Genomic DNA, 13222 nt, shown 5'->3' with positions numbered 1-13222 from the left:
GGGCATTCACCTTGCCCGCCGGCGGGAAGATGCTCATGAAGTCGAGGACGAACTCCTCGCGCGTGTGCGTCACCTGCATGCTGTTGGAATAGACGCCTCCGAGGACGTCGTCGGTCAGCTTCACGGGGATCGAGGTCCCCTGCGGCGGCTGGTTCATGGCTCCCTCCTATGCTGCAAACCCTAACACACCTCCATGATCGTGCGGAGCTTGTTGTTTCCCGCCGATTCTGCGACACTCCCTCCCCGTGAACACGCTGCCCATCCTGATCGCCATCCTCTGCTTCTTCGCCATCGGCTACCGCTACTACAGCGCCTTCATTGCCGCCAAAGTGCTCGCGCTGGACGATGCCCGAGTCACTCCGGCGCACCGGCTGAACGACGGTCAGAACTACTTCCCGACGCACCGCTGGGTGCTTTTCGGCCACCACTTCGCGGCCATCACCGGCGCCGGGCCGCTCATCGGGCCGGTCCTGGCGGCGCAGTTCGGCTACCTGCCCGGGCTGCTCTGGCTGGTGATCGGCGTGGTGATCGGCGGGGCCGTGCACGATTTCATCATCCTCACCGCCAGCATGCGGCGCGACGGCAAGTCGCTGGCCGCCATCGCCCGCAGCGAGATCGGTCCGGTGGCCGGGTTCACCACGGCGCTCGCCATCCTCTTCGTCGTCGTGGTGGCGCTGGCAGGATTGGGCCTCGCGGTGGTCAACGCCCTCAAGGAGAGCGCCTGGGGAGTGTTCACCATCGGCACGACGATCCCGATCGCCCTGTACATGGGCTGGCACATGTACCGCTTCCGCAAGGGAAGGATTATGGAGGCGACCATCATCGGCGTGACGCTGCTGATCGCCGCGGTGATGGCCGGCCGCTTCATCCCGGGCTCTTCCGCCGCCGGCTGGTTCACGCTGTCGGCGCACCAGATCACCGTGGCGATCGCCGCCTATGGCTTCATCGCTTCGGTGCTTCCGGTCTGGATGCTCCTGTGCCCGCGCGACTACCTCAGCTCGTTCATGAAGATCGGGACCATCGCCGCCCTCGCCATCGGCATCTTTCTGGTGCACCCCGATCTCAAGATGCCGGCGGTGACGCGATTCGCCGCGGGAGGCGGGCCGATCATCCCGGGCAAGCTCTACCCGTTCGTCTTCATCACCATCGCCTGCGGGGCCATCTCAGGGTTCCATGCCCTGGTGAGCTCCGGAACGACCCCCAAGATGATCAGCCGCGAGACCGACGCGCGCGTCATCGGCTACGGCTCGATGCTGATGGAAGGGTTCGTCGGGGTAATGGCGTTCATCGCCGCGACCTCGCTCCACCCCGGGGACTACTTCGCGATCAACGCCACTCCGGAGAAGTTCGCGACGCTCGGGATGACGCCGGTGAATCTGCCGGAGTTCTCGGCGGCAGTGGGGGAGTCGCTGGCGGGGCGCACCGGAGGGGCGGTGTCGCTGGCCATCGGCATGGCGCAGATCTTCGCGGCGCTGCCGGGGCTCAAGGGGCTGCTGGCCTACTGGTACCACTTCGCCATCATGTTCGAGGCGCTGTTCATCCTGACGACCATCGACACCGGCACGCGGGTGGCGCGCTTCATGGTGCAGGAGTTCCTGGGGCGAGTGTACCGGCCGCTGGAGCGCACCGACTGGCTGCCCGGCACTATCCTCTCCAGCCTGCTGGTGGTGATCGCCTGGTCGTATTTCATCTGGACCGGCTCGATCAGCACCATCTGGCCGATGTTCGGCGTGTCCAACCAGCTCCTGGCGAGCATCGCCTTGTGCGTCGGCACCACCGTCCTGGTGAACGCCGGCAAGGCACGCTACACCTGGATCACGCTGCTCCCCCTGACCTTCGTCGCCACCACCACGCTCACCGCCGGCTGGCTCAACGTCACCGACAACTTCCTGCCGCTGGCCCGGAGCGGCCAGCCGTTCCAGGGCTACCTTAACGCCACCATGACGGTGGTGATGATGGTCTGCGTCGTGACCATCCTGGTGGAATCGGCGCGCCGCTGGGTCGCGGTGCTGCGCCCGCCGCGCCGGCCTCTCTCCCAGAGCTCCCCGATTTCTCCCTGAAGCCCGGGCGAGCGAAGCGACTCGCGGCGCGCGGAGGACGCGCGTCTAGGAGCGCTTCCTCCGGATCAATCTGCTGAAAAACTCGAAAGTCGAATGGTTGCGCTTCGGGGGAGCCTCCGCGGGCCGCGGCGTGGTGGCCAGCGAGTTGATGCGCCGCAGCATCTCGCGCGCCGCCGGTTGCAGGGTGAGCTCCTCCTCGCCTTCCGAAAGGGTGACCGGTTCAGCGGCCTCATCGTCCGACGAAGAAAGAACCGTGAAGAGAAGGATCGGGACCTCCGGCAGAATCTCGCGGAGCCGACGGCCGGCGTCGACTCCGTTCCATTCCGCGGCCGAGAGGACCATCAGGACCAGATCCCATTCACAGACAGGCTTCTGTGCCTGGGCCGTGGCCGCTTCCAGAAGCGTGACCGGGGAGATGAATCGGGCGACGACCCGGAACTGCGCCTCCCGGGCGATGATTTTCTCGAGCCTTATCCCCGCCTCCAGGCTGTCGGCGACGATGACCGCGTTCCCCTTCACTTTTCTACCTCCCGCCGTCAACCATTCCGGGCCCCGACGTCCCATGCGGAGACCCGGTACTAGAGCCGCGGGGGCCCCCTAGCTGCGGCAGGGCGGGGGTGTCTCACCCCACCGAGCCCCCGCGACTCACGCCCGATCCGGCTGAACTGGCATCGGGCAGGTTGAGTGTAGGGATTGGCGGCTGTGCCGGCAGTGACGCGACGCGCCAATTTCATGCTTCGGCGCGCCAGGGTCCCGCGCCGAAAGGGCTGCCAGCCATGGCAGGCGTGGCAGCCGGCCGCGGCAATGGTCTGGGAGAAGGGCAAATGGCTGGGACCGTCTCCCGATCGCCTTGGATTTGCTACGATGACCGCCGCATAAAACGCGGGCGCATGAGAAGAAGCGCTTGTTGGGCGCGCCTCGAGGTGGGGAGGTCGATCGAGCCATGCTCTCCGATGCCGAACGCCTCACTCCGGCCCACCGCCGGATCCTGCTGGTCGCCTGGGGCGGCTGGCTGTTCGACTTCTACGACCTGATGCTCTACAGCTTCCTGCTCACCGAGATCAGCCGCGATTTGAGCCTGACGCGCGAGCAGCACTCCTGGGTGCTCGGCTTCTCTCTGGGGATGACCGCCGTCGGTGGAGTGGTCTGTGGCTTCCTGGCCGACCACATCGGCCGGCGCCCCGTCCTGCAGGGGACCATCCTGCTGTACAGCCTGGGGACCTTCATGTGCGGCTTCGCCCAGGGGCTGCCTTCGCTGCTCTTCTGGCGGGGAATCACGGGGATCGGGGTCGGCGGCGAGTGGGGCAGCGGCCACGCCCTGATCGCCGAGACCTTTCCACCGTCGCGGCGCGGCCATTACGGGGCGCTGATGCAATCGGGCGCGCCGCTCGGCGTGGGGCTGGCGGCGGTGATGGGGAGCCTGTTCGCGCCGACTTTCGGCTGGCGGGCCACCTTCATCGTGTCGGGATTGCCGGCGCTGCTGGTGGCGTTGGTGCGCCGCGGCATGCCCGAATCCGATCTCTGGGAGAAGCGGAGGCTGCAGGCGCGCGCGACGCCGGATTGGAAGCAGATCCTGGCGCCCGGGGTGCGCGGCATCGCGCTGCGTGCCCTCATCCTGGCGATCCTCAACATGAGCGCCTACTGGTACACCTACGTCTGGTTCCCCGGCTATCTGCAGCAGGAGCGCGGCATGTCGGTGGTGAAATCGGGAGTCTGGATCCTGGTGATCGTCGCGGGGGAGCTGGTCGGCTACGCCTCCTTCGGCGCCGTCTCGGACCGGATCGGACGCAAGCCGGCCTTCACGCTCTATTCCTGCTTCATGGCCGGCGGGCTGGCGCTGATCACGCTGCACTGGGAGACGCTCGCCACGTCGCTCCCGCTGCTGCTGGCGGCCATGGCGATCGTCGGCGTGGGGACCGGGACCTGGTCCAATTTCGGGCCGCACTTCTCAGAGCTGTTCCCCACCTCGGTACGCAACGCGGCCATGGGGGCGGCGCTCAATCTGGCGCGCGGGGTACAATTCTTCACGCCGCTGGTAATCACACGGGTGGCCGAAGCCGGTTACGGGCTGTCGGGAGGCATCGCGCTGGCCTGCGCCTTCTCGCTGCTGGCGGGAGTCTGGATCTGGACGCTCCCCGAGACGCGGGGGCGGGACTTGAAATCGCTGGACGCGGAGCCGGGGACCGCACCGGCGCCGTAACGGGAGACCGGCTCGATGGAATGGCACGTCAGCTGTCCGAAATGCGGCTACTACGGGCTGGGCCGCCAGGTCCTGCCCGGCTCCGACGCGACCGAGAAGCTCCTGTATAAGCTGCTGTTCTTCCCGGGACTGGCCTACCGCATCTGGCGCAAGGCGAACGCGCGCGCCGGGTGCAACCAGTGCGACTGGGACGGGACGACCGAGAGCCGCGCTGAATGAAGCTCCTGCTCTTCATCTCCTCGTCGCTGCTCACGCTGCTGCTGGTGGTGCATGCGGTGCGGACGAGGGGAGCGCGGACCGCCCTCGCCTTCTTCGTATCGGCCTTCCTGTTCGGCGTGATCCGCGGCAACAGCGTTGCCTACCTGGCCGCCGGCGAGGACGCCGGCCCTTACATCTTCAGCGAGGCGATCGTCAGCATCGGACGTGCCGAGCTGCCCGCGGTGATCGGCTGGATCTTCTCGGTCTACCTCTCCTGGGTTCTGGCGGAGCGCTTCCTGCGCTCGCGCCCCGCTCTGGCGGGCGGGGTCTTCACCTTATCGGCCTTCGCCATGCTCGCGATGGGCTGCTTTTCGGATGCGGTGGAGACCACCGCCTCGGGGGTGGGATGGTGGCGCTGGAACATCGTCGTCGTCACGACGCCGCTGCTGCCGGCCGGGACGCACCTGTTCGGTATCATCGAATGGATGTCGGTCGGGTTCGATTTCCTCGTCCCTTTTCTGCTGTTTCGCACCCCTAAAGGGGCGCGCTCCCCGCTGGCCTGGGCCTCCCTGCTCCTGTACCCGATCCACTGGGCTTGCCACTGGCGCTTCGCCATCGGCCCCGGGGTGCCCCACGCCTACGAGTGGTATCACGCGCTCATTGCCTTTGCCGTGCCGGTCTTTGCGCTGCTGCCCGCCCCGCGCCTGGCGGACGGGCCGCGGCCCGCCTCGGCCGGCATCGAGCGGCTCCCGGCAGTGGCGCTGGGCGGGATGTTCGTGGTCCTGATCGCCGTCGATCTCGGGATGCTGCACAGTGGGGAGCTGCTGGTCTCGCTGCTGCCGCTGGCGGTCATGGCGGCCGGCGCGGCCTTTGGAGAGAAGGCGGCGTTCGCCTCGGGAGTCGCGGGTGCCGCGCTGGCCTTCGCGGGGTCGCTGGCCTTTGGACGCAGCGTGCCGGTGGCGTTGGCGCGGATGGTGCCGGTGCTGCTGGCGCCGGCCTGCCTGCTGGTTTTCGGCTCCTGGCTGCCGCGCAGGCGCGATCGTCGCGTGCGCTGGGCCACGGCGACGGTGCTGGTCCTGGCTGCGGCGGGAACGGGATGGGGCATGGCGCGGGGAAAGCGGGAGCGCGAAGAGCTCAGCCTCCTGGTGGCGCAGGCGCAAAGCGCCATGGCGGCGCGTGATTTCACGCGGGCCGAGGCGGCCGCGAAGCAGGCGGTCGCCTTGAAGCCGAACGTGAGCCTGTCGACGAAAATGCTGGCCAACCTCTACGGCGGCAGCGGCCGGCTCTCGGAAGCCTGGGAGTATGCGCAGCGCAGTCTCGAGCTCAACCCGGCGGATTACGAAGCGCAGCGCCTGGCGGGTCAGATTCTGCGCGGCCAGGGAGATTGCGACAAGGCGACCCCTTACTATCAGCGCGCCTTGATGCTGAACCCCGGCGACATCGACTCGGCGGCCGCGCTGGCTGATTGCTTCTCACGCCAGAGACGCTACGGCGACGCCATCGCGGCACTGCAGCAGGTGCTGGCACGGCAACCCGAGGCCGCCGACCTGCAGCATCTGCTGGGAGCGTTGCTGATCCAGACCGGTGATTTCCGCTCCGCCGCCCGCGTCGTCGGGACGCTGCTGGCGGCGCACCCGGAAGACGCCGGGGCCCACCTGCTCATGGCCTACATTCATGCCGCGGCCGGCAATGCCGCCGCCGCCCGATCCGAGGCGGAGAAAACGCTGCAGCTCGATCCCTCGGACTCCCAGGCTCGCGCCCTCCTCGACTCTTTACCGCGCTAGGAGGCACGCCGTACCTGTAGGAATCAGCAATGTAAACGGCCCAGCATCCAAAACACGATCAGAAAGATCACGATGGTAGAAAAACATCCACCGCCGAGTTTCCAGGCTGCGGCACCGGCCAGCAATCCGCGCAGGGGCCCTCGCATAGATGAAACTCCTTTCGGTCGATTAACGCGCCGACTTGTGTAAGCCCCGACCCGCCACTCAGTACTGCCAGACGCGAACGTAGCCTCCGGGGTTCGGCGACCGGGAGTCGCCCTCATAGGCACCCGATGCGAGGCGGCGCATGCCGCCGGCTCCGCCGCTCGTGATGGCCACCGAGCTGCCGAGCCACTCGAAATCCGCGTCGGCTTGTTTCCGGTCGAGCACCGCGCCCGTCGGCCCGTCGAACACTTTCACGTACCCGCCGAGGGCGGCCCACCGGGCCCCGACGCCGAGGTCCGCCAGCCCGTCGCCGGTCAGGTCCCCCGCATCCAGGAACCGGCCGAACTCCTCGCCCGACGCCTCCCCGTTCAGCTGATAGAGGAGTGATCCGTCGGCGCCGTTGAACACCCGCACGTAGCCGGTCGTCGGGTCGGTGCGCAGCGGCCCGGTCTGGCCCCGATACGCTCCGCAGATGATATCGGCCTTGCCGTCGCCGTTGACGTCGGCCGCCGCCACGGCGAACCCGAAATTCTGCTCCGGTTTCACGTGCGACTTGCCGTCCGTGAAGCTGTACAGGCGGTTGGAGTAGTTCGTCCCGTCGAACACCCAGACGAACCCTCCATAGTCCGTCCCGGTGCCGCTGCCGGCTCCCAGGACGATGTCCTTGGTTCCGTCGCCATTCACGTCGCCGAACGCCACGCCCCGGCCCATCTCGTCGAAGCGTCCCGGTCCGTCCCAGCGGAAAAGCTGGGCTTGAGTGGCCCCGTCGAACAGCTTGACGTAACCCATGTTCGCGTTGGTCCCGCGCAGCTCCGCGAAGGGCGCCCCGACCAGGATCTCGCCCTTGCCGTCCCCATTGATGTCCGCCACCGCGATCGATGCGCCAAACGTGTCGGTCGTGCGATCGCCTTGCAGCTCGAAGAGCTGAGCACCCGTCGCACCGTCGAATGCGCGCACGTATCCCTGGTCCACGCCCGCCGGACCGTCCCAGGAATAAGCGCCGACCAGCACGTCGGCCTTGCCGTCGCCGTTGACGTCGCCCGTCTCCACCGTCGAGCCGAAGGCGTCACCGACCGTTCCGGTGAAGTGGTACAGACGCGTTGCCGGGCTCGCACCGTCGTAAACGTCCACGTAGCTCGCTCCGTCGGCGCCCACGATGATGTCGGGTGTCCCGTCACCGTTCACGTCGCCGAAGGCCACGGCGGCTCCCAGGTGGTCGGTTCCGGTGCCCGTGTACTGAATGACCAGCGTTCCCGGGGCGCCCACGGTCACTGTCAGCGCCAGCGCGGCCACCGCTCCTCCCAACATTCCCTTGGTGAAATGACTTCGCATGGCTTGCTACTCCTTGTAGCGAGGGCTCCGTCCGTCTCCAGGTGTTCGGCGGCGGAGTTGGTTGGAATGCACCGATACTAGTCCGAGTCGAATCTGGAGGCGACACCCGGTCAATGACCGCCGTTCGACTTTCCACCGAATGGCGGGCCAAGCTGAAAGGGAGAGGGTGGCACGGTGGGCTGGTGCAGGAATGAGGTAAAGTCAGAGAGCGGTTCGGGGAGCCCTCAGCTCGAGTATGACAATTTGCGAGGAAGTATCGATAAGGTCCACAATACAAGTACTTCCTCACGGAGACCGGATCGGCCTGGTCATCTTGTCGACCGACCACGGGTACACATTACGCCCGCTTCCTGGGACGCACCTGACGATCGACCCGGCGAAAAGCGACCTCCAGCTTCCGGTCGTCGTCGGCCCCTCTAATGCCCGGGCGCCGCTCGAAGCGAGAAGCGCGGCACCACCGATTTCCCTAGGAAATCAGACTCGTGTCTGGCAGGAGGGTCAGTAGATTCGACCTGCAACTCTTCAGGGCGTGGGGGAGCGACGATTTGAAGGTTCGAGGAACGCGAGGCGGGTGTGATGCATGGGGTACCTTGAGACTCGACAAGGGTGGATCAGGATTATACGGTACATTCAAGACCGCAGATTCCTGCTAGATTCCCCTTGACACGAGCGATCTTTTGAGCGTATCTGGTGATTACCTGAAAGAAGGAGACAGTCGATTTCTCCACGGAGGGCTTGGATGTCCCGCGTCCGATATTTTCTCCCCATGTTGCTCGCAGTTTTGGTCATGACCGTCTCCGCCGCGCCGGTGAAGAACCCGGATCCTCCACCCTCGAGCCGAATCACCGTCGGTGAGTTCGCCCTCAAGGTCATCAAGCTGTCATCCGACAATCCGTCCAAGTATTCCTCTCTCACCGCCGAGGAGGCGGTGAAGATGTTGAAGCAGGCCGGGCTCAATTTGAAAGGCTCGGTGAATGATCCGCTGACCAAGGAAGGCAAATCCGATTTCGCATTTGCCGTGGCCAACGGCCTGTTGGAAAAGCTCAATTCCCCTCCGCCAGGATTCGAAGCTTGCATGGCGCTTACTTCGGTCCCGGAGTGCCGTGCCTGCTGCCTCAGCTTGCCGGGCGCCGACCACCAGGCGTGCGGTCAATCCTGCGGCCGAAACCATGCCGACCAGCAGCATGCCAGCGCCAGCGAGCCAACTCCCTAGCCAAGGTACCTTTGTCCCGCGAAGTCGTTGCACCTTGTTGCCTCACTTCACCGGCATGACTCTCGAGTGGCGCGCCATCACCCAATCAGCGATCGCCTGATAGTCGGCGCGGCATTTTGCGTCGGGTGACTTGAACATCTCCAGGAGCGCTCCTCCGCCTTCGTAGTAGGCGATGGCGGCCTCGTCGCGGACGCCGCTCATCTCGAAAGCTCGCAGGTAGCTGTAAAGACGCGGCCGGAACAGCTCGGGGGACTTGCAGGCCCGGCTGTCGCATTCGAATTCCAGGCCCATGTGGTGACTGCGCGCGAAAGCGCAGGCGTCTTCGAGCCGCTCGTCTTTCACCTCCGGATGAAAGAAGTGGTTCGGCTGCTGGTAGGCGGCGTCGAATCCGAGCCTGGACCAGTCCTGAGCACCTCCCGCGCGCCAGTAAGGAATCCAGAAAAAGCGGAGACCGTGCGCATGAATGATTTCCGCCACCAGCGGCAGGATGGTTGCGTCCTGCTTGTCGTCCTCGGCGACCCAGTAGAAGCCCGCCATCTCGAGGTGCTTGGGGTGAAGGGAGTCCCACTTCGCGAGCGCCGTCTCGATATGCCAGCGGCAGGCGGCAACGCGATCCTTGGGATTTCTGAAATCCAGGGGGCGTCCTTCCAGCGAGCCCCAATGGGTCGACTCCGGGATGGGTTCGGGAAGCGTGAGAACCACCTGGCGCGGCCGCTCCGGCGTGCCGAGCCGGCGGATGGTGGAGTCGAGCGCCTGGTCGAGAGCCGGCACGCCGCCGTGGGGCGCGAAGTTGCGCTCGATCAGCCAGAGCCAGTCCTCTTTTCGTGCGGGCTCGAGAGAGTAGCCATGGGCGTAAGCGTGTCCGCGGTTGTCGCGGTATTCGATGAAAAGAAAGCCGTCGAACAGCCAGCGCTCGCCTCCATCCGAAGCATGAGCGCTGACGTACGGGGCGAGCTGCTCGGGCGTCCAGGCCAGGCGGTCGGTGCCGCCTTGATAGATGAGGACCATATCGGAAGGGCCTGCCGCATCGAAGCTTGAGAGGGGCAGGGTGGAGCGCGACGGAGGGACGGACGCTGTTGTCGCATCGACGCCGGTGATCGAGTCCGGAGCCGTCGCGCAGGCCGGTTGCAGGATCATGCAGACCAGCAACCAGAGAAAAACCCACGGGAAGGATGGAATCTGGCGACGCAGGGGGCAAGACATCCGATGCATTCGTCCCCATCGATCCCGACGCGAACAGCTCACACCAACGGCACATGAGGAAGTCTAGCGCACTGAGTCTGGACCCCGAAAAGGACCTAAAGGCTGTATGATGCAACAAGTCTTTCCGCGCCGGGCGGAAGTGCCGTCCGGAAGCGCAAGTCACCAGAACCCAGCCCCAAACGCGAGCTTCGGAGAGCCATCTCTTGCCTTTCCTTCTCCTCGCTTTCGTCGCCCTGGTGACCTGGCTGCCCGGTCGACTGATGATGCGCAATCTGACCGTCTCGGTCCGCCGGGAGCTGGTGGATGAGGACACCGCTCAGCCGCTCGGCTGGGCGCTCTCCTACCTGCTGATTGCGACGATCCAGCTCGCCACCACCTGGATCGGAACCACGCCCATCTTGACGAACTCCGTCCTTTATGTTGCGTCGGTCGCGATCCTGTGGCTTGGCGCGCGCCGCCGCGGCGCGGCGCCGATCCCGGCCGGTGGTCCCGCCGCCGTCGGCTTCGCGCTCTTCGTGACCTACTTGCTGACCCTGCTGCTCTTCCTGCCGAGCTATCAAACCGCGTTTTCTTCCGACTGGCGTCTCTACTACCCGAATACCTTCGCCTACCTCGGACAGAAACCCCTCTCTTCCTATGCGGCAGGCGTGCCGCTGGAGTACCTTGCGAAGCGGACTCCCGAGATGAGCTTGTACGGCTCCTTCTTCGTCAGTCTGCTGGGACAGTCTTACGACCGCTTCCAGATCGCCTGCCTGCTCCCCAACGCCTGGGTCTTCTGGGTCGTTTACCTCTTCGCCATGCGTCTCTTCGGCCGGCGAGCAGCCGTTTCCGCGCTCCTGATCCTCCCCCTGTCACCGGCCATCCTGCGCACCGCAACGATTCCCGAGCCGAAGTTCGTGGGCGCCTTCTTCGTGCTCCTCTCGGCCTATTACTATCTCCTGGCCCGGGAAGACACGGAGCCGGCCAGGAGCGCCCATCGCGGCGCTGTCTCCGGCGGCCTCGCGGTGGCGGCCTTCATGTGCCATCCCTCGATGTTCTTCTATTCCCTCTGGGTCGGAGCGGATCAGATCCTGCTTCTATGGCGCCGCCGCAAGCTCCTGCTCCGTCCCTTCCTCCTGGGCGCCGGTGCTTCCGCACTCTTCCTCGCGGCACCCTGGTACCTCTGGCTCCTCCGATCCTTCGGAGGTCGGACCGCATTCACTCCGACCGCGGCGCTGGCACAGCCCCTTCCGCTCTCGTTTGGAGAGTGCGTGGTCACTCGGCTCAAGATGGTAGTCACGACCCTGGCCGCCCCCTCGTACCTCGTCAAGAAGCTCCTGCACGACTCCCCGTTCCCGCCGGACTACTCCACCGCGGCGCTTGCGGAGCACCTCCGAGCGTGGGGGAATCTGGTTCTTCGTTTCTACGATCAGACGTTCCTGGGGGGGATGACTGTCGCGGTGGGACTCACACTCCTTCTTTTTGGCTGGTCGCCGCCTTTTCCGGGATCGGTGCGTCCCGGCCGGGCGGTGGTGTTCGCCGGTTTGGGGCTGGGGGCGGGCGCGTGCTTTTTTGCCCTGTTGAGCCGCGTGGACAACGAGGGAAACGCCACCAACATGCTGTCTCCACTCTTCTTGCTGGTTCTCTGCTACGCGGGCTGCGTCCTGAGCCGGCTTCCAGCCTGGGGGGCGCGGCTTGTTCTGGCTGCCGCGGTGCTGGAAATGATCGCGGACCGCATGCTGATCTTCTTCATCACCCACGACATGGACAAGCGCGACCTCGATTACCTGTATGAATGGACGCGAAGCCGGTTCGCGGGTCCCGCCATCCTGGCCCCGATCCTGCTGGCGGCGATTCTGCTGTTGGCCTACTGCTGGTCGGTCCAACGGATCGCATCGGAAAGGTCCGATTCCACGGTGGCCACCCCGTCCACGGGAGAAGCGGCGCCTCTCGGTTCGCTACGAGCAACATAATCCCGGCGCCCAGGCTGCCTCCCAGTTCGTGCCACGGGTTCGGGATACCCCCTTGATCCCCGTCTTCTCTTGCGTCTAGAATCCCGCTAATCTCAGCTGCAATCAAACTGTCGTATCCATTTGCGGAACTCACCTGGAAGAACGCACCATGCCGTTTATCAAACGCCACGCTGCTCTCATTGCAGTGATCGCCAGCCTCATCGCCGCCAGCGACACATTTGCCCAAATCAGCTCGATAAACTCAGCGTTCTATTTCCCTCGCCAATACAACGATGTCCCCGATTCGACGCTCACCGTGGTGCGCAATTTCCCCTCCCTCATCGAATTCGACGACCAGTTCGTCAGCAAGGCGACTGGGTTCGCCAACCGTCATGTGTGGCGCTTCTCGAACGACAATGGGGTCTCGCCTTATCGCTTCGGCAACGACGAGTTCTTCACGGTCACGATGAGTTTGACCTTGACCGGAGACCCCATTTCTCCCAGAAAGGAAGCTGGTTTTGTCCTGACGACCGTCGGCGGGGAAGGCTCGTTCATCGTCAACACCGACGGCCATGAAGTGGTTGCCTTCGGCGGCCCGCTCCCGTTTTATGCCTTTCCTCGCACTTTTCAATCGGGCGATACGATTCAGCTGGGGATTACCTACTTCCTGAATGGCAATGGAAAGCGCGCCGCCATCTACTCCGCCAATTGCCTGCAGAGCCCGCCTCTGGAGTTCAGCAATCTTGAACAAGGCATCACCGATAACAGCGCGCTGGGCGGTTACCTCCAGGTCGTGAATGCACCGTCTATCGCAACCAATTCCGGCAGCGCCGAATTCGAAAACATCAGCGTCGGCGGACCAGACCAGGATTTCGACGGCGTGCCTGATGCCGATGACGCTTGCGCCGCCACACCGCAATGCACGGCGGTGAACACCGGGGGTTGCAGCATCGATCAATTGGTTCCTTGCGCCGGCCCGGCTTCGGGCGGCAAGTGGAAGAACCACGGCGAATATGTCGCGGCCGTATCCCAGGTGGTGGAGCAGCTCCTGGAAGAGGGGAGCATCACGGACGACCAGGCCGATGCCATCCTGCTGTCAGCCGCCCAGTCGGCCTGCGGCGGGAAGAAGTAAACCGAGGAGACAAGACGATTTCAGA

Annotated in this window: 11 protein-coding genes; 7 read left to right on the top strand and 4 right to left on the bottom strand. The window is 65.1% G+C overall.

Annotated elements, in window-relative coordinates:
* The coding region (locus VFW45_06745) for a DUF3467 domain-containing protein (GenBank protein HEU5180470.1) at positions 1 to 157 on the bottom strand (157 nt) is incomplete at its 3' end.
* 88 nt (positions 158 to 245) lie between these two features.
* Here VFW45_06745 and VFW45_06740 point away from each other — a divergent pair.
* Complete coding sequence (locus tag VFW45_06740; GenBank protein ID HEU5180469.1) at positions 246 to 2060, top strand: carbon starvation protein A; 1815 nt, start codon at positions 246 to 248, stop codon at positions 2058 to 2060.
* 45 nt (positions 2061 to 2105) lie between these two features.
* Here the strand turns inward: VFW45_06740 and VFW45_06735 are convergent, their stop codons facing one another.
* Entirely contained in the window at positions 2106 to 2579 is a 474-nt protein-coding gene (locus VFW45_06735) for a hypothetical protein (protein ID HEU5180468.1), read from the bottom strand.
* Between the two features lie 424 nt (positions 2580 to 3003).
* Here VFW45_06735 and VFW45_06730 point away from each other — a divergent pair, with 424 nt between their 5' ends.
* From VFW45_06730 to VFW45_06720, 3 genes are read left to right on the top strand one after another with little or no spacing between them, the layout of a single operon-like run.
* Complete coding sequence (locus VFW45_06730) at positions 3004 to 4260, top strand: MFS transporter (protein ID HEU5180467.1); 1257 nt, start codon at positions 3004 to 3006, stop codon at positions 4258 to 4260.
* Between the two features lie 15 nt (positions 4261 to 4275).
* Positions 4276 to 4479 carry a hypothetical protein gene (locus tag VFW45_06725; GenBank protein HEU5180466.1) on the top strand — a complete coding sequence of 68 codons (204 nt, stop codon included), beginning with the start codon at positions 4276 to 4278 and terminating at the stop codon, positions 4477 to 4479.
* Positions 4476 to 6242 (top strand): tetratricopeptide repeat protein, encoded by a 1767-nt coding sequence (locus VFW45_06720; protein HEU5180465.1) that lies wholly within the window; start codon positions 4476 to 4478, stop codon positions 6240 to 6242. Before VFW45_06725 ends, VFW45_06720 begins: the two co-directional genes overlap by 4 nt.
* Before the next feature lie 204 nt (positions 6243 to 6446).
* Here the strand turns inward: VFW45_06720 and VFW45_06715 are convergent, their stop codons facing one another.
* Positions 6447 to 7718 carry an FG-GAP and VCBS repeat-containing protein gene (locus tag VFW45_06715; GenBank protein ID HEU5180464.1) on the bottom strand — a complete coding sequence of 424 codons (1272 nt, stop codon included), beginning with the start codon at positions 7716 to 7718 and terminating at the stop codon, positions 6447 to 6449.
* 739 nt (positions 7719 to 8457) lie between these two features.
* Between VFW45_06715 and VFW45_06710 the strand changes: the two genes are divergently transcribed.
* Positions 8458 to 8931 carry a hypothetical protein gene (locus tag VFW45_06710; GenBank protein ID HEU5180463.1) on the top strand — a complete coding sequence of 158 codons (474 nt, stop codon included), beginning with the start codon at positions 8458 to 8460 and terminating at the stop codon, positions 8929 to 8931.
* Between the two features lie 42 nt (positions 8932 to 8973).
* Here the strand turns inward: VFW45_06710 and VFW45_06705 are convergent, their stop codons facing one another.
* The gene (locus tag VFW45_06705) at positions 8974 to 10134 is read right to left on the bottom strand and encodes a DUF4855 domain-containing protein (GenBank protein ID HEU5180462.1); all 1161 of its coding nucleotides are present in this window, start codon (positions 10132 to 10134) and stop codon (positions 8974 to 8976) included.
* A gap of 203 nt (positions 10135 to 10337) precedes the next feature.
* Between VFW45_06705 and VFW45_06700 the strand changes: the two genes are divergently transcribed.
* Positions 10338 to 12086: a glycosyltransferase family 39 protein gene (locus VFW45_06700; GenBank protein HEU5180461.1), complete on the top strand. Its 1749-nt coding sequence runs from the start codon at positions 10338 to 10340 to the stop codon at positions 12084 to 12086.
* Positions 12087 to 12234: 148 nt separating this feature from the next.
* A complete protein-coding gene (locus VFW45_06695; protein HEU5180460.1) occupies positions 12235 to 13197 on the top strand; it encodes a hypothetical protein in 963 nt (320 codons plus the stop codon).
* Positions 13198 to 13222 lie beyond the last annotated feature (25 nt).

It is taken from the genome of Candidatus Polarisedimenticolia bacterium (genome assembly GCA_035764505.1).
Classification (GTDB): Bacteria; Acidobacteriota; Polarisedimenticolia; order Gp22-AA2; family AA152; genus AA152.
This window is presented reverse-complemented; position numbering and strand designations above follow the sequence as displayed.

Bases quoted from the DNA above. Each gene is read 5' to 3' on its own strand.
- VFW45_06730 (HEU5180467.1), top strand. From the start codon at position 3,004: ATGCTCTCCGATGCCGAACGCCTCACTCCGGCCCACCGCCGGATCCTG.
- VFW45_06715 (HEU5180464.1), bottom strand. From the start codon at position 7,718: ATGCGAAGTCATTTCACCAAGGGAATGTTGGGAGGAGCGGTGGCCGCG.
- VFW45_06710 (HEU5180463.1), top strand. From the start codon at position 8,458: ATGTCCCGCGTCCGATATTTTCTCCCCATGTTGCTCGCAGTTTTGGTC.
- VFW45_06705 (HEU5180462.1), bottom strand. From the start codon at position 10,134: ATGTCTTGCCCCCTGCGTCGCCAGATTCCATCCTTCCCGTGGGTTTTT.
- VFW45_06720 (HEU5180465.1), top strand. From the start codon at position 4,476: ATGAAGCTCCTGCTCTTCATCTCCTCGTCGCTGCTCACGCTGCTGCTG.
- VFW45_06725 (HEU5180466.1), top strand. From the start codon at position 4,276: ATGGAATGGCACGTCAGCTGTCCGAAATGCGGCTACTACGGGCTGGGC.
- VFW45_06695 (HEU5180460.1), top strand. From the start codon at position 12,235: ATGCCGTTTATCAAACGCCACGCTGCTCTCATTGCAGTGATCGCCAGC.